The organism is Plastoroseomonas hellenica (genome assembly GCF_018129085.1).
Classification (GTDB): domain Bacteria; phylum Pseudomonadota; class Alphaproteobacteria; order Acetobacterales; family Acetobacteraceae; genus Plastoroseomonas; species Plastoroseomonas hellenica.
This window is the reverse complement of record NZ_JAAGBB010000035.1, coordinates 16,123-32,063: the sequence shown is the minus strand read 5'-3', so window position 1 is coordinate 32,063 and position 15,941 is coordinate 16,123. Positions and strand designations below refer to the sequence as shown.

The following is a 15,941-nucleotide window of genomic DNA, read 5'->3' as shown; positions in this document are numbered from 1 at the left end:
CATGAACGCCATCGTCGAACTCCGTGCCCTGTCGCGCCGCTTCCACGGCCCTGCCTCGCAGCCCGTGCTGGACCGCATCGACCTCACCATCGCGCCCGGTGAATTCGTGGCGCTGCTCGGGCGCAGCGGCTCCGGCAAGACCACGCTGCTGCGCACCCTCGCGGGCCTCGATCCGGTGACCGAGGGCAAAGCCCGCCTGCCACAGCGCCGCGCCGTCGTGTTCCAGGAACCGCGCCTGCTGCCCTGGAAGCCGGTCTGGGAGAATGTGGCGCTCGGCCTGCCCGGCAGCCTCGGCGCCACGCGCGGCCACGCGCTGCGGGCGCTGCGCGAGGTAGAACTGGCGCACCGCGCGCAGGCCTGGCCGCTGACCCTGTCGGGCGGCGAGGCGCAGCGCACCGGCCTTGCCCGCGCCCTGGTCCGCGACCCCGAGCTGCTGCTGCTCGACGAGCCCTTCGCCTCGCTCGACGCGCTCACCCGGCTGCGCATGCAGTCCCTGGTCGGTGAGCTTTGGCAGGCACATCAGCCGGCCGTGCTGCTGGTCACCCATGACGTGGAGGAAGCGCTGCTGCTCGCCGACCGCGTTCTGGTGCTGGCACAGGGCCGGCTGATCGAGGATGTGTCGGTGCCGCTGCCGCGCCCGCGCCGCCGCGCCGCCGCGGACTTCGACGCGCTGCGGCTCCGCCTGCTCGGCGCGCTCGGCGTCGACGAGGACGGCAATGACGCCGCGAAGGCGGCCTGAGATGAGCGTGCATGGATTCCCGGCGCAGCGATGTCGGCGCGGAGGCTGGCCTCACCGAACCGCCACCATCAGGGATGACCACCATGAGCCTGCATATCACCGGCATGATCTGGGCCCACCCCACCTCCGACCTCGAGGTACAGGAAGGCCCGGCCTTCCAGCCCGACCACATCACCCGCATCACCCGCCTGCATGAGGAGGGCGGCTTCGACCGGGTCCTCGCCGGCTATTGGACCAATGCGGCGGACGGCTTCCTCGTCCTCGCCCATGCCGCCGCCGTCACCACGCGGCTGAACTTCCTGCTGGCGCACCGCCCGGGCTTCGTCGCGCCGACGCTCGCCGCGCGCAAGCTCGCGACGCTCGATCAGCTCACCGGCGGGCGCCTCGCGCTGCACGTCATCTCCGGCGGCGAGGATGGCGACCAGCGGAAGGACGGCGACTACGAAACCCACGAGGCGCGCTACCGCCGCACCGACGAGTTCCTGGAGATCCTGCGCCGCATCTGGACCGCCGATGCGCCGATCGACCATGCCGGCGAATTCTACCGCTTCGAGCAGGCCTGGTCGGACATCCGGCCGGCGCAGAAGCCCTATCTGCCGATCTTCTTCGGCGGCGCCTCCGACATCGCGCTACGGGTCGCGGCGCGCCACGCCGATGTCTATGCCCTGTTCGGCGAACCGCTGGCCGAGACCCGCACCGTGCTCGACCGCATGCGCGCGGCGGTGCCTGGGGCGCGGAAGCTCGCCTTCTCCTGGTCGAATCGCCCGATCATCGGGGCGACCGAGAAGCAGGCCTGGGAGAAGGCGCATGACATCCGAGACCGCGCCATCGCCAAGCTGAAGGCCAGCGGCACCACGGGGTTGATCGCCGCCGGCCAGGCGGTGAATTCCCAGCGCCTGGTCAGCCTGTCCCAGCGTGGGGTGGTGCATGACGAAAGGCTCTGGACTGCGATGGCCGGCGTGCTCGGCGGCCGCGGCAACAGCACGGCGCTGGTCGGCACCGCCGAGCAGGTGGCGCGGTCCCTGCTGCGCTACCGCGGCCTCGGGATCTCCCACTTCATCCTGCGCGGCTGGGATCCCCTGCCCGATGTCGCGCAATACGGGCGGGAGCTGATCCCGCTGCTGCGTGAGCTGGCCGATGCCGAGGATCGCCGCCGCGTCTCCGTCGCTATCCACGCTGCTGCCGAGTGAGCCTCCGATGACCGGAGGGCCGAGAGGCCCGGAGGTCTGAATCGGATGCTCCACTGACTTGAAAGGACCGCCATGACCATCGCCATGTCCCGCCGTGCGCTGCTCGGCGCCGCCACGCTGCTCGCCACCCCCGCCATTGCCCGTGCCCAGGCCGCACCACGCACGCTTCGCGTCGGCAACCAGCGCGGCGGGCTGCGGTCGCTGCTGGAAGTCTCCGGCCTCGCCCGCGACCTGCCCTACCGGATCGAATGGAGCGAGTTCCCTGCCGCCCAGCCGCTGCTGGAGGCGTTGAACGCCAATGCCGTCGACCTCGGCAGCATGGGCGACCTGAATTTCTTCAGCGTCTACTCCTCCGGTGCGCCGATCAAGGCGATCGCCGCCACGCGGTCCGACGGTGCGTCGCAGAACATTGTGGTGCGCGGCGACAGCCCGATCCGCAGCGTGGCCGATCTGCGCGGCAAGCGCATCGCCGCGGCGCGCGGTGGCTGGACCCACTATTCGCTGCTCGCAATCCTGCACAAGGCGGGGATCCCCTTCTCCGATGTGCGCTTTGCCTGGCTGTTGCCGGCGGAAGCCGCCCTTGCCTTCCGCACCGGAGAGGTGGACGCTTGGTCGGTCTGGGAACCCTATACTTCACTGGAAGTCCTGAACTTCAACGCCCGGGTGCTGGCCGACGCGCGCGGCCTGACGCCGTCGGCGAGCGTGCTGGCGGTGCACAACGACGCGCTGACGCAGCGGCGGGAGCAGCTTCTGGACTTCGTGCGGCGCAATGCGCGCGGCTGGGCCTGGGCCCAGGGCAACCGGGACGAATATGCCCGCTTCACCGCGCAGATCATCCGCCAGCCGGTGCCGGTGATCCAGCGTGCCTATGAGGTGAGCCAGACCCGCGCGGTGCCGATCGACGATGCCCTGGTGCGCGAGTTCCAGACGGCGGTCGACCAGGCGCAGGCCTGGGGCGTGGTGCCGCAGCGCGTGACCGTCGCCGAGGCCGTCGATCAGAGCTTCAGCCGCGATCTGGGGGCATGACGCCATGACCAGCTTCATCACGCGCCGTAGCCTTGCGGTCGGCACCGCCACCCTGCTCGCGGCACCCTCCATCGCGCGCGCTCAGGCGCCGCCGGTGCTGCGCATCGGCAACCAGAAGGGTGGGCTGCGGTCGCTGCTGGAAGCCTCCGGCACCGCGAACAGCCTGCCCTATCGCATCGAGTGGAGCGAGTTCCCGGCGGCGGCACCGCTGCTGGAGGCGTTGAACGCCGGCGCGCTCGACCTCGGCTACCAGGGCGACCTCGCCTTCCTCACCGTCTTCGCCTCCGGCGCACCGCTGCGCGGCATCGGGGTGGCGCGACCCTCGCCCGCCGGACAGGGCATCCTGGTGCGCGATGCCGCGATCCGCAGCCTCGCCGACCTGCGCGGCAAGCGGATCGCCGGCAATCGCGGCGGTTGGGGGCATTACCTGATCCGCGCAGCGCTCAAGCGCGAGGGCATCCTGCCGGAGGAGGTGACGATCAACTTCCTGCCGCCGACCGATGCGCTGCTCGCCTTCCGCTCCGGTGCCGTCGATGCGTGGGCGATCTGGGAACCTTATATCTCCGTCGAGATCCAGCAATTCGGGGCGCGCACCCTGGTCGATGGGCGCGGCCTGACGCCCTCGATCATGTTCGTCTCCGCGCATGAGCAGGCGATCCGCGACAAGCGGCCGCTGCTCGCCGATTTCCTCCGCCGCTTCGCGACGGGCTGGGACTGGGCGCGGACCCATATCCCGGACTATGCCCGCTACAATTCCGCGCTGACCCGCATCCCGGAGTCGGCGCTGCGCCGCGCCTATGAGATCGAGGCGACGGCGGCCGCGCCGCTCGACGCCGCGCTGGTGCGGGAATTCCAGGCGGCCGCCGACAATGCGCTGGAGTTCGGCCTGCTACAGCGCCGCGTCGACGTGGCGCGCTCGGTCGATCTCGGCTTCACCCATCAGCATGCCGGTTAAGGAGCGCAGGTCATGACCCGTCGTCCGGAAACCCTGGCGCTGCATGCCGGCTGGCGCGCGGATGCCACCAACGGTGCCGTCGCGGTGCCGATCTACCAGACCACCTCCTATCAGTTCGCCGACAGCGCCCATGCGCGGAGCCTCTTCGGGCTGGAGCGGCTCGGCTTCATCTATTCCCGCACCGGCAACCCGACCGTCGATGTGCTGGAGCGGCGCCTGGCGGCGCTGGAAGGCGGCGCCGGCGCGCTGGCGCTCGCTTCCGGCCAGGCGGCCTCGGCCTTCTCCGTGCTGGGGCTGGCGCAGGCGGGGGATAACATCGTCTCCTCCACCGACCTTTATGGCGGCACCTGGAACCTCTTCGCCAATACCCTGAAGCGGCAGGGGATCGAGGTGCGCTTCGTCGACCCCGCCGATCCCGAAAGCTTCGCGCAGGCGACCGACGCCCGCACCCGCGCCTATTACGGGGAGACGCTGCCGAACCCGAAGCTCGCGGTCTTCCCGATCGCCGAGGTGGCGGCTATCGGCCGGCCGCTCGGCATCCCGCTGATCCTGGACAACACGGCGGCACCGCTGATCGCCCGGCCCTTCGACCATGGGGCGGCCATCATCGTCTATTCCGCGACCAAGTATCTTGGCGGGCACGGCACCTCGATCGGCGGCGCCATCATCGATGGCGGCGGCTTCGACTGGACCGCGCATCCCGAGCGCCAGCCCGCCCTGACCACGCCGGACCCGAGCTACCACGGCGCGGTCTGGACGGAGGCGGCACCGAAGCTCGGCGTACCGCCCTATATCGCCGCGGTCAGGAGCTCCGTGCAGCGGGACCTCGGCGCGCCGCTCTCGCCCTTCAACGCCTTCCAGATCCTGCAGGGGATCGAGACGCTGCCGCTCCGCATCCGGCAGCATTCGGAGAATGCCGCGGCCGTCGCGGCCTGGCTGGCGGAACGCAATGACGTGCTGCGGGTGATCCATCCATCGCGGCAGATCGGCGAGCCGCGGGCGCGCGCCGAACGCTACCTGCGCGGCGGCCAGGGCGGCCTGGTCGGCTTCGAGCTGCGCGGCGGCGCCGCGGCCGGCGCCCGCTTCATCGATGCGCTGGAGCTGTTCTATCACGTCGCCAATATCGGCGACGCCAGGAGCCTGGCCATCCATCCGGCCAGCACCACACACAGCCAGCTCCCGCCCGAGGACCAGTTGGCGACCGGCGTGACGCCGGGCTATGTGCGCCTTTCGATCGGGCTCGAGCATATCGACGACATCATCGAGGATCTCGACCAGGCGCTGGCGGCCGCCACCCTGCCGATCGCCGCCGAATGACCATCGGAGCCAGCATGTCCGCCGACATCAGTTTCGCCCTGCCGCTTCTCGATCTCCGCCGCCTGGACGGCGATGCCGCCACCCGCGCGGGGTTCCTCGCCGAGCTTCGGGCGGCGGCGCGCGATGTCGGCTTCTTCTACCTGGCGGGACACGGTGTCGACCCGGCGCTGGAAGCCGCTGTCGTGGCCGAGGCGAACCGCTTCTTCGCCCTGCCGGAAGCCGACAAGCTTGCCGTTCAGATGGTCCATTCGCCGCATTTCCGCGGCTACAACCGCGCCGGTCAGGAGCTCACCCGCGGCCAGCAGGATTGGCGCGAGCAGTTCGACATCCACGCCGAGCGCGAGCCCTGGCCGCAGACGCCGGGCGCACCGGCCTGGACGCGGCTGCAGGGCCCGAACCAGTGGCCGGCCGCGCAGCCCGGGCTGCGCACCGCGCTGCTCGGCTGGCAGGCGGCGCTGACCCAGGTCGCCATCCGGGTGGTGAGCGCCTTCGCCGAAGCGTTGGAGCAATCACCGGACGCGCTGGCCGCGATCTATGACGGCTCCCCCAATCAGACGATGAAGATCATCCGTTACCCCGGCCGTGACGCCGCGGAGAGCGACCAGGGTGTCGGCGCGCACAAGGACAGCGGGCTGCTGACTTTGCTGCTGCAGGATGCGGTCGGCGGGCTGCAGGTGCAGGGCAGGGATGGCTGGATCGACGCCGTGCCGGTTCCGGGCACTTTCGTCGTGAATATCGGGGAGCTGCTGGAGCTCGCCTCCAACGGCTACCTGCGGGCCACCGTGCATCGCGTGGTCAGCCCGAAGGGACGCGACCGCCTGTCGGTCGCTTTCTTCCTTGGCGCGCGGCTGGACGCGACCGTGCCGGTGCTGACGCTGCCGCCGCACCTGGCGGCGGAGGCGACCGGACCGACCGCGGATCCGGACAATCCCCTGTTCCGCAATGTCGGCGAGAACTACCTCAAGGGCCGGCTGCGCTCGCACCCGGATGTGGCGCAGCGGCACCACGCGGACCTGCTCCAGCCCGCCGCCACGCCCTGACCGGCGAGCTTGGCAGGGATCGCCGCAACCGGTCTGTGACGGCCATCACGTCGCAAATTCGATTATTCAGCAAAATATGATACAGCACCGGGCGGCGCAAGAGCGCCGTTCGTGCAAAATGGCGCGCACCATCATGGTGTTTGACGACTTTATTAAACTTAGCGTAACGTTTTGTCTCTCCCAAGTCATAATGACATTCGGTCCAGCCACGCTGGAAAGGACGCGTGATGACGGCAGCGCCGAACGTGGACGGTATTCGCCTCGACAAGCGGCGCGCACGGGCGGAGCCGGCGGCAACGATGCGGTCGGCTGTGCGGCAGCCCGGGCACCGGCTCTATATGGCCCTGCTCATCGCCTGCACCGTCCTCCTCGTGCCGGTCGCGATCGGGATGCAGCGGAGCGGGGAGCTCGGTGGCGATGGCCCCTTTTACTGGGGCGTGCAGCAGGCGCTGCTCCAGCATGGCTGGTTCAGCATTCCCGACGACATCGCCACGGCGGTCGCCAGCATGGAGCGCCGCCCGAATCTGGATGGTGAAGGCCGCCTCATCCAAGGCCTCGACGGCGCGCGCTACGCTGTCCATTTCTGGCTCTATCCGTTGCTGTCGGTACCGTTCGCCCTGCTGCTGCAACTCGCCGGGGTCGCGACGACCCACGCCTTCCCATTGCTGAATGCCGCCAGCTTCGGCGTGGCCATTTGGGTCCTGCACCGCTCACCGAGGCTCGACCTGACCGGGAAATGCGTTGTGCTGACCTCCTTCGCCACGACGACCATCAATTGGTATGTCGCCTGGTCGCACCCGGAGGTCTTCACCGCCTGCCTGCTGCTCATGGCATCCCTGATGCTCCTGGAGCGGCGCCACTTCTGCGCCTCGCTGTTGGCGGCGATCGCGTCGCTGCAGAATCCCTCCGCCATCCTGCTGCTCGGCGCCATCGCCCTGGTGGCGATCGCCGATGCCATCGCCGGCGCCCGCCAGGCGCCGATCGCGCGAGCGCTGCTGCAAGCCGGCCTGCGCATCGGGGGCGGCGCGGTCATCGCCGTGCTGCCCTATCTCTACGGGCTCGCCGTGCTCGGCGTCGCCAACCCGATCCTGGCCAATGGCTATGTCGATTTCAGCCAGATGACCGGGCGCAAGCTGCTGTCGCTGATCTTCGACTGGAACCAGGGCCTGGTCATCGCCTTTCCCTTCCTCCTGACGCTGCTAGTGGGCGTGATTGTCCTGCGGATGCGGCATGCGGGGTGGCGCGGCCTGCTGCGGACCGAGGATGCGCTGCTTCTCGGCATGCTGGCCATGGCCTTGCCGGTGCTGACGCAGGTCAACTTCAACGCCGGCCAATACTATGCGTCCCGATACCTCGCCTGGCTGGTGGCGCCAGGCATCATCTGGGCGGGCCTGCAGGTCCAGGGCCCCTACGCCCGCGGCGGGTTGTGGGCCTGGTTCATCGGCTTCGGCTTCTATGCCGCGAATTTCGGGCTCTTCCTGGCCCAGAAGCTCCACTACGTGCTGACCGTGATGCGCGTGGGCGGGCTGCCTTACGAGGACCAGCTCGTGATGAAGCCCATCGCCGCGCTCCTTCTGGCGGCGATGCCCGCGGCCTATGACCCCTGGCCCGAGATCTTCATCGAACGCACCCTCTACCGGGAACTGACCGTCGAGGAGATCCGCGGAAGCCGCATCGAAGCGGTGGGGTATCCCGCCGGCGGAGGCAGGTTCACGAAGGTCATCACGCGACAGCCTGAGTTGAGCTTCGTGGCGGCGCGGCTGTGCCCGGGCGGAGAAGCCGTCGCCGAAAGCAGCCCCGACGCGCCGCGGTTCTCGGCCGCGGGACCTGGATATTTCTACCTCGATGGCGCGCTGCGGTGCCGGCCGCTGCAACCACCGCGACAGCCCCGATGAGGGCGCCCGTATGATTTGTTTCCGTTGACGCTTCCCGCAACGCAATATAAAAAAAGAGCAACTTTCCATGCTTTGATACCCCGCAACCCCCACCAGCGCCGCTGGACAGGAAGCCTGGAAATGCTGGCATCCCCTGATACTATGGAGTTGATTCGCAGCGGCGACGCTCGAATCGCGACGCCGCTATGTGTCGATCTCGATGGAACTCTCATTTTTAGCGACACGCTGGTGGAGGGGCTGCTCAGCGGCCTGACCCATCCGCAGCAATTGCCGCGCATGCTCGCCGGCAACCGGGCGGCGCTGAAGCGGCGCGTCGCCGAGGTTGCTCCCGTCGATCCGCGGACGCTGCCCTACAACACGGGATTCCTCGCCTTTCTCAAGGAGCAGAGAGCGGCGGGGCGATACCTGGTGCTCGCCACCGCGGCCGACGCGCAGATCGCCCAGGCCATCGCCGGACATCTCGACCTGTTCGACGAGGTGATCGCCTCGGACGGGCAACGGAATCTGAAGGGCGAGGCGAAGGCGGCGGCGCTGGTCGAGCGCTTCGGCGAGAAAGGCTTCGCCTATGCCGGCAACGACCGCAGCGACCTGCCGGTCTGGAAGGCCGCCCGCAGCATCATCATCGTGAACGCATCGCGCAGCACGCGGGAGCAGGCGCGGATCGGCGCCGAGGTGGAAGCCGAGTTCGGCGGCCGCCCCGCCCCGCTGCGTTCCATGATCAAGGCCATGCGGCCGCATCAATGGGCCAAGAACGTGCTGGTCTTCGTGCCGATGGTGACCGCGCATGCGCTCGGCGAAGCCGCGGCCTGGACCGGCGCCCTCGGCATGTTCGTCGCTTTCTGCGTCACCGCGTCGGGCATCTACATCCTCAACGACCTCAGCGATCTCGCCGCCGATCGCCGGCATCCGCGCAAGCGCCTGCGGCCCTTTGCCAGCGGTGCCCTGTCCCCCGCCGTTGGGGTGGCCATGGCGGCGATGCTGCTCGCGCTCGGCATCGGCCTGTCGGCGGCGACGGGGACGCTCGCGATCATCGCGATCTACGCCATCGCCTCGGTCAGCTATTCCGTGGCGCTGAAGGAATTCCCGCTGGTCGACATCTTCATGCTTGCCGGCCTCTACACGGTGCGCGTGCTCGGCGGCGGCGTCGCATCGGGCCATACCGCCTCGCTCTGGCTGCTCGCCTTCTCGGGCTTCCTCTTCCTCAGCCTGGCGCTGGTGAAGCGGGTGGAGGAGATGACGGCGGTCGCGCGCTCGAGCGGCAACCGCACCGCGGCACGGCGCGGCTATTTCCCGGGCGACATCCCGATCCTGCAGACCTTCGGCTGCGCCTCCGCTTTCGCCTCCGCCGTGGTGCTGGCGCTGTTCGTCGGCAGCACAGCGGCCTCCGCGCAATACGGCTCGCCGGAGCTGCTCTGGGGCATCGTGCCGCTGATCCTGTTCTGGCAGTGCCGGCTCTGGCTCTCGACGGTGCGCGGCCACATGCATGACGATCCCATCGTCTATGCGGCGCACGACTGGGTGTCCTGGATCGTCGCCGGCTGCGTCTTCGCGCTGGTGCTGGCCGCCGATTCCAATCTCGCGCATATCCTCTGACCGCGACCGGCATGACCACAGGCACGCTCATCCTCATCCTCGTCAGCGTCACGCTGTCGGCGGTGGCGCAGATCGCCTTCAAGTTTGGCGTCACGGCGGCCGGCGGGCAGGGCAATGGCGGCGGCCCCGCCGCCGGGCTGATCGGCGCCCTGCTGACCCCGGGCGTGCTTGGCGGGCTGGCGCTCTACGGCCTCGGCACCCTGCTCTGGCTGACGGCACTCGGGCGGGTCGAGGTGTCGCAGGCCTATCCCTTCGTCGGGCTCGGCTTCGTGCTGACCGCCGTGCTGGGGGCGATGCTGTTCGGTGATACGCTGAGCGCACAGCGGCTGTTCGGCATCCTGCTGGTCATCGGGGGCATCGTCCTTGTCGCCCGCAGTTGATCCGGGCGCTCCGCCGGCACGGGCGTGGCGCCTGGCGCTGCTCGCGCTCCTGATCCTCGGCGCACTGCTCGGCGGCCGTGACCTGATCCGTGCCGCCGATCTCGGTTATGTCCTCACCGCCGCCTTTGATTCCTGGACGCCGATGATCCGGGCGCTGGACCTGCTGCGGGGGTCGGAAGGTGCTGCGCTCTACGAGCGGCTCTTCTTCGCCGAGCAGACCAAGTTCCAGTACCCGCCGACCAGCCTGCTGCCGATCGACCTGCTGGGCGCGATCATGCCGCTCAGCCTGGCGAACCTGAATCTGCTGAACCTGGCACTGGCGCTGCTCAACGCCGCGGCGCTCGCACTTCTTACCCGGTTCGTCTTCCGCGCCGCGCCGACGCCCGCTTTCGACCTGCGCTGGCTGCCGGCCCTGGCCTTCGCCGCAGCCCTGCTGTTCCAGCCCTTCACCCGCGCCTTCGTGCTCGGCCAGATCCAGATCTGGATCGACCTGGCGGTGACGCTGGCCTGCCTGCTCTGGTGGACCGGGCGCCGGGGCGCCGCCGGCGTGCTGATCGGCCTCGCCTGCGCCATCAAGCCGCAATTCGGGATGCTGCTGCTCTGGGCCCTGCTCTGGCGCCGCTGGGATTTCGTCGCCGGCTTCCTGGCCGCAGCCCTGCCGGTCGCGGCGATCTCGGTCCTGCGCTTCGGCTGGCACAACCACCTCACCTATCTCGAGGTGCTCTCCTTCATCGCCCGGCATGGCGAATCCTTCCATGCCAACAATTCGGTGAACGGCATCGTCAACCGGCTGCTGTTCAACGGGCCGAACCTCACCTGGGACCCGAACGCCTTCGCGCCCTACCACCCGGTCGTCCACGCCGCGACGCTGCTGGCCAGCCTCGCCTTCCTGGCGCTGCCGCTGCTGCCGGCGCTGCTGTGGCGGAGGGGGCAGCCGCGCGTCTTCGATTTCGGCTTCGCCCTGCTCTGCTTCACCATGGCGTCGCCGATCGCCTGGGAGCACCACTATGGCGTGATGCTGCCCCTCTATGTCCTGGCCCTTCGCTTCACCCTGGTCGAGGCACCCGCTGCGTCCCGGCCCCGCCTGCTGACGCTGCTCGCGCTGTCCTGGGTGCTGGCGGCCGGCCGGATCCCGCTTCTCGGCGCGCTCAGCGGCACGCCCCTCAATATCCTGCAGGCGCATCTGTTCCTGGGCGCCGCGCTGTTGCTCGGCGTCCTCGGGGTCGCCGTGTATCGCCGGCAGGATGCGCGCGCGCCGGCCTCGGACGCGCCGCATCGGGGAGGCCTTTCCTCGCCGGCGCGATGACGCCGCAGGCGCCGTCCTATCCCGCGCCCTGCCCTTCATCCGAGACGATCCGGCCATCCACCAGATGGATGCGCCGCGTCGCCCGCCCGGCCAGCTCCGCGTCGTGGGTGACGGTGATCACCGCCCGCTCCCCGCTCCGCGCGAGTTCGGCGAAGATGTCGAACACCGCCGCCGCGTTCTTGGTATCGAGGTTGCCGGTCGGCTCATCCGCCAGCAGCAGCGCCGGGTCGTTGGCGAGCGCGCGCGCGATGGCGACCCGCTGGCGCATGCCGCCGGAGAGCTGCTCCGGCAGCTTCGCCGCCGCATCCGCGAGGCCGAGCATGCCGAGCAGCTCCATCCCGCGCGCCCGGGCCGTGCGCTCGTCCAGCACGCCGCGCCGGCGGATCGGGATCAGCACGTTGTCGAGGGCCGAGAATTCCGGCAGCAGGAAATGGAACTGGAACACGAAGCCCAGCCGCGCCAGCCGCAGCGCCGCGAGCGCGTCGCCCGAGAGCCCCGTGGTGTCGCGCCCTTCCAGCCGCACCCGTCCGACGCTCGGCCGATCGAGCAGGCCGAGCAGATAGAGCAGCGAGGATTTGCCCGATCCGGAGGGGCCGGTGATCGCGACGAATTCCCCGCCACTGACCGAGAGCGTCGCGCCCTGCACCAGGACCGGCCCTTCCGGCAGCTTCCGGGTGACATCCTCGGCGTCCAACAGGGTCATGCGGCGCCTCGCACCACCTGCACGGGATCGAGCCGTGCCGCGCGGCGGGCCGGGATCACCGCGGCGATCCCGGCGGCCAGGATCGCGAAGCCCGAGGCCACCGCATAGATCTGCCACTCCCGCGCCATGATGAAGCGGTCATTGCCCGAGGGCGCGTCGACGCCGAAGCGCACCTGGGCCAGGCCTTCGATCATGAAGGTGCCGATCACACAGCCGAGCACCGCCCCCAGCACGCCGGCGACCAGCCCCTGCAGCAGGAAGAGAAGCTGGATGTCGCGTTCGGTGAAGCCGAGCGATTTCAGGATCGCGATGTCGCGCGTCTTCTCGAACACCACGGTCGAGATGATGTTGTAGATGCCAAAGGCCGCGACCAGCAGGATGGCGCCGGTGACGCTGTACATGATCGCGTTCTGGATCACGAAGATGTTCAGGAAATTGGCGTTCTGCTCCTCCCAGCTCTCGGTGCGGTCGCCGAAGCGCGCTTCGATCTCCCGCGCCAGCGTCTCGGCGCGGGTGACGTCGGCCAGGCGCAGCACGATCTGGTTCACGACATTCGATCGGTCCTGCAGGATCTGGTTCACCTTGAGCAGCGAATAGCCCTGCCCCTGGTCGAGCCCGACGATGCCAGTGCGAAAGATGCCGACGATCTTCATCTGCAAGGCGACGCCGCGCGGCGACACCGCGTTCACCGTATCGCCCAGGACGACGCCGAGGCGCTGCGCGAGGCCGACGCCGATGATGAGGCCATTGGCGGTGCTGCGCAGATCCTCGATCCGGCCCTGGGTCATGTCCTTGCCGAGATTGGCGACCTGCACGTAGCGCTGCGGATCGATGCCGGTGACGGTTGCGGAGACGTCGCGCGAGCCATAGCGCAGCAGCGCCGAGCCGGTCAGGATCGGCGCCGCGGCGACCCCGGGCATGGCTTCGAGGATCGCGATCTTGTCGCCGGCGGCGCGGATGCCGCGGATGCGGTCTACCGGCTTCACGCCGTTCAGCGCGATCGCCGCTTCCGGATAGGCGATCTCGACCGCCTGGGGCAGCGGGTTCCGCCGCTCGTCCTTGATCGTGATGTGCGGCTGCACGTCGATGATCTGGGATACGAAATAGGTCTGGAAGCCGCGCATCAGGGAAGCGATGGCGATGAAGAAGGCGACACCCAGCGCGACGCCGGAGACGCTGACCAGCGTCTGCCGCCGCCGCCGCGCCAGCATCCCGCGCGCAAGGGCGAGCAACAGCTTCATCGCTGCGCGGGCCCGGCGACGGCGCCGCCGGCGCGCAGCCTCACATGCTGGCCATCGGCGAGGCGGGCCGGCGGGTCGAGCACCACCGAGTCGCCGGGGCTCAGCCCATCCCGGATCTCGACCGCGCGGGCCCCTTGCACGCCGATGGTGACCGGGCGGCGGCGCACCAGCTCCTTCTCGATCACGAAGACATGGCCGTCGCGAAGCGCCGCGGGCGGGATCAGCGTCGCGGTCGTCTCCTCCCGCAGCACGATATTGGCTTCGACCGACATGCCGATATGCAGCGGGGTGTCGTCCGGCAACGCCATGCGGACGCGGTAGGATTTGCGCGTGGTGTCGCCCTTGGGCGTGATCTGCGTCACCGTGGCGGGCAGCACCCGGCCGGGAAAGGCATCGGCGCGGAGCAGGACGCGCTGGCCGACGCTGACGCGCGCGATATCCTCCTCATCCACCTCGGCATTGATGCGGAGCGGGCGCGGCTCTCCCACCCAGAACAGGGCATCGGGGACATCGGCGATCTGGCCGGGTTCGACATCGCGGCGCAGCACCGTGCCATCGGCATGGGCGCGCACCACGAGGTCATCGAGGCGGCGGAGGCTGGCATCGAGCAGGGCGCGGGCGGCGCGAGCCTCGCTTTCGGCACGGTCGAGCTGGGCGCGGGCGGCGATGTCGCGCGCCACCAGGGTACGGATGCGCTGCAGGTCTTCCTGCGCGAAGGCGGCACGCGCCTCCGCCTCGGCCACCCGGGCGGCGGCTTCCCGGTCGTCGAGCTGCACGAGGGGCTGGCCGGTGGTGACCCGGTCCCCTTCCTCGACCAGCACCCGCATGACGCGGCCCCGGATGGCAGGGCCTACCCGGGCCCACTGCACGGGCTCGACATTGCCGGTGGCGTAGATGGCTTCGAGCGCCGGCCCGCGCGTCGCGACGGCGATGGCCACGGTGGGCGGCAGGGTCCACCAGAAGGCGGCGGCGCCGACGGCCGATACGAGCAATGAGAGGATCAGCAGGCGACGGCGCATGGCGGGAGGCATGTAGCACGCCCGCGCCGCCAACGCTTGTCGTGGGCGCGGGTGCACGGTATAGGCGCCGCCGGAACTTCGTTTGTTCGTGTGAGTCAGGCTTTCCGGCCTAATCCGGCCGCCAGCCATAACAGGGCCGACATAGCTCAGCGGTAGAGCAACTGATTCGTAATCAGTAGGTCCCCAGTTCAATCCTGGGTGTCGGCATTCCTTTTCAATGGGTTATGGGCTGCGGCCTGTCCCGACTCGCCCGCCTGGGCGGGCTGGGAAATCACGGCCGCCTTCCCTCGCTGCGCAGCGGCCGATCAATCCCTCAGGGCCTGACCGCCGGCGTTTCCACCTCCAATCCTGCGGCGCGGGAGGCGAGGAATAGCTCGATCGCGACGTATTCCGGCGAGCCGTAGCTGAAAGGCTCCGCCCGCACGCCCGTCATGCAGCCGCGCAGCCGGCGCTGCAGCGAGCCGATGGTCTGCCATTCCAGGCGGTACAGCGGATATCCCGTTGGATGCGCCTGCGGGATGGTGCTCCCGGCCAGGCGGCGGCCGGCCTGGTCGTCATGGCATTGCGCGCAGGAGAGATCGAGCTGGCCGCGCCGCTCGGCATAAAGAGCCTGGCCCCGCTCGCGCGCCGCGGCCAGGCGTGGATCGGATGGCGGGCTGATCGGCAGCCCCCGCGACTGGTGGCCGACATAGGTGGTCAGCGCCAGCAGGTCCTCGCTCTCCCGCGCCAGCGGCGGGGCGCGCTGCCGCGTTTCCCGGCACTGCGCGATGCGGCCCGCGAGGTCGATCGGCGCGGCGCCGGCCTCGTCCCAGGCCGGGTAGCGGGCGGCGACGCCGCGCATCGCCGCCGCGGCGTCGCCGTGGCAGCCTGCGCAGGATTGCCCGGCCGGGCCGGCGGGGCGGTTCCACAGCGCCTCCCCCTCCAGCACCCAGAGCATGCCGGGATTGGCTGTATCGTCCTGCTGCATGGCCTGGGTCTCGCGCGCCATGTCCGCAAAGCCGGAGCGGCGCTCCTCGGCGCCGGCGGAGAGGCAGAGCGGCGCCAGCAGGACGAGAGCCAGGGCGCGCCTCACGCCGCCACCGTGATCTCGCGCGTCTCGGTCTGGTCGAAGCCATTGTCGCCCTGCCAACGCAGCACCAGCGGGCCGGTCACGGTCGCGACGAGGGTGAAGGAGAGGAAGGGATTGGCGGCGATGGCCGGCGACAGCTCGGCGGCGAAGATCTCGGCGCCGTCATAGGTGGCGGTGAAGCGGCGGATGATGTCGCGCGGCAGCACCTCGCCGTCTGCGCCGGGGCGATAGCCGGTTTCCATGCCGTGCTGGATCAGCGTGCGGATGGCGACGACCTCACCGGGCCGGACGCTGCGGGGGATGTTGAGCAGGACGCGCGCCATTCTCAGAGCCCGTTTGGGAATGGTGTGGAGGTGGTCTGGCGAGGCATTTTTCGTTCCTGCCGTCTCGGGTGACGCAGCCGATGCTGGTTGCATCGGCAAGGAGGCCGGGGCGGCAGGGGCGGAAAAGGACCGCCAGACCGCCCCA

Annotated in this window: 15 protein-coding genes and 1 tRNA gene; 11 read left to right on the top strand and 5 right to left on the bottom strand. The window is 69.7% G+C overall.

Annotated features, from left to right (window positions below):
* Position 1 precedes the first annotated feature (1 nt).
* The 10 genes from GXW71_RS24090 to GXW71_RS24045 all read left to right on the top strand — a co-directional run bounded on the left by GXW71_RS24090 (position 2) and on the right by GXW71_RS24045 (position 11,441).
* Complete coding sequence (locus GXW71_RS24090; protein WP_211855241.1) at positions 2-739, top strand: ABC transporter ATP-binding protein; 738 nt, start codon at positions 2-4, stop codon at positions 737-739.
* An 83-nt stretch (positions 740-822) separates the two neighbouring features.
* The gene (locus GXW71_RS24085) at positions 823-1,929 is read left to right on the top strand and encodes an LLM class flavin-dependent oxidoreductase (protein ID WP_211855240.1); all 1,107 of its coding nucleotides are present in this window, start codon (positions 823-825) and stop codon (positions 1,927-1,929) included.
* 72 nt (positions 1,930-2,001) lie between these two features.
* Positions 2,002-2,955: an ABC transporter substrate-binding protein gene (locus GXW71_RS24080; RefSeq protein ID WP_211855239.1), complete on the top strand. Its 954-nt coding sequence runs from the start codon at positions 2,002-2,004 to the stop codon at positions 2,953-2,955.
* Positions 2,956-2,959: 4 nt separating this feature from the next.
* Positions 2,960-3,910 carry an ABC transporter substrate-binding protein gene (locus tag GXW71_RS24075; RefSeq protein WP_211855238.1) on the top strand — a complete coding sequence of 317 codons (951 nt, stop codon included), beginning with the start codon at positions 2,960-2,962 and terminating at the stop codon, positions 3,908-3,910.
* Between the two features lie 12 nt (positions 3,911-3,922).
* Positions 3,923-5,227 (top strand): O-acetylhomoserine aminocarboxypropyltransferase/cysteine synthase family protein, encoded by a 1,305-nt coding sequence (locus tag GXW71_RS24070; protein WP_211855237.1) that lies wholly within the window; start codon positions 3,923-3,925, stop codon positions 5,225-5,227.
* A gap of 14 nt (positions 5,228-5,241) precedes the next feature.
* Positions 5,242-6,267 carry an isopenicillin N synthase family dioxygenase gene (locus tag GXW71_RS24065; RefSeq protein ID WP_211855236.1) on the top strand — a complete coding sequence of 342 codons (1,026 nt, stop codon included), beginning with the start codon at positions 5,242-5,244 and terminating at the stop codon, positions 6,265-6,267.
* 227 nt (positions 6,268-6,494) lie between these two features.
* A complete protein-coding gene (locus tag GXW71_RS24060) occupies positions 6,495-8,162 on the top strand; it encodes a hypothetical protein (RefSeq protein ID WP_211855235.1) in 1,668 nt (555 codons plus the stop codon).
* Positions 8,163-8,282: 120 nt separating this feature from the next.
* Complete coding sequence (locus GXW71_RS24055; RefSeq protein ID WP_211855234.1) at positions 8,283-9,755, top strand: UbiA family prenyltransferase; 1,473 nt, start codon at positions 8,283-8,285, stop codon at positions 9,753-9,755.
* A gap of 11 nt (positions 9,756-9,766) precedes the next feature.
* Positions 9,767-10,135 carry an SMR family transporter gene (locus GXW71_RS24050; RefSeq protein WP_211855233.1) on the top strand — a complete coding sequence of 123 codons (369 nt, stop codon included), beginning with the start codon at positions 9,767-9,769 and terminating at the stop codon, positions 10,133-10,135.
* On the top strand, positions 10,119-11,441 hold the full coding sequence (locus GXW71_RS24045; RefSeq protein WP_211855232.1) for a glycosyltransferase family 87 protein: 1,323 nt from the start codon (positions 10,119-10,121) through the stop codon (positions 11,439-11,441). The genes GXW71_RS24050 and GXW71_RS24045 overlap by 17 nt, the downstream gene beginning before the upstream one ends.
* A gap of 16 nt (positions 11,442-11,457) precedes the next feature.
* On the opposite strand, the gene GXW71_RS24040 is transcribed toward GXW71_RS24045, so the two are convergent.
* The 3 genes from GXW71_RS24040 to GXW71_RS24030 are packed head-to-tail and all read right to left on the bottom strand — an operon-like array spanning position 11,458 to position 14,404.
* Entirely contained in the window at positions 11,458-12,144 is a 687-nt protein-coding gene (locus tag GXW71_RS24040; protein ID WP_211855231.1) for an ABC transporter ATP-binding protein, read from the bottom strand.
* Entirely contained in the window at positions 12,141-13,385 is a 1,245-nt protein-coding gene (locus tag GXW71_RS24035; protein WP_211855230.1) for an ABC transporter permease, read from the bottom strand. The genes GXW71_RS24040 and GXW71_RS24035 overlap by 4 nt, the downstream gene beginning before the upstream one ends.
* Complete coding sequence (locus tag GXW71_RS24030) at positions 13,382-14,404, bottom strand: efflux RND transporter periplasmic adaptor subunit (protein WP_211855229.1); 1,023 nt, start codon at positions 14,402-14,404, stop codon at positions 13,382-13,384. Before GXW71_RS24030 ends, GXW71_RS24035 begins: the two co-directional genes overlap by 4 nt.
* A 135-nt stretch (positions 14,405-14,539) precedes the next feature.
* On the opposite strand from GXW71_RS24030, the gene GXW71_RS24025 reads away from it, so the two are divergent.
* Positions 14,540-14,611: transfer RNA gene (locus GXW71_RS24025), tRNA-Thr, on the top strand.
* Positions 14,612-14,717: 106 nt separating this feature from the next.
* Here the strand turns inward: GXW71_RS24025 and soxA are convergent.
* Positions 14,718-15,476 carry a sulfur oxidation c-type cytochrome SoxA gene (soxA, locus tag GXW71_RS24020; protein WP_367617360.1) on the bottom strand — a complete coding sequence of 253 codons (759 nt, stop codon included), beginning with the start codon at positions 15,474-15,476 and terminating at the stop codon, positions 14,718-14,720.
* Positions 15,473-15,796, bottom strand: coding sequence for a thiosulfate oxidation carrier complex protein SoxZ (locus GXW71_RS24015; protein WP_211855228.1), 324 nt, complete (start codon positions 15,794-15,796; stop codon positions 15,473-15,475). The genes soxA and GXW71_RS24015 overlap by 4 nt, the downstream gene beginning before the upstream one ends.
* Positions 15,797-15,941: the final 145 nt, after the last annotated feature.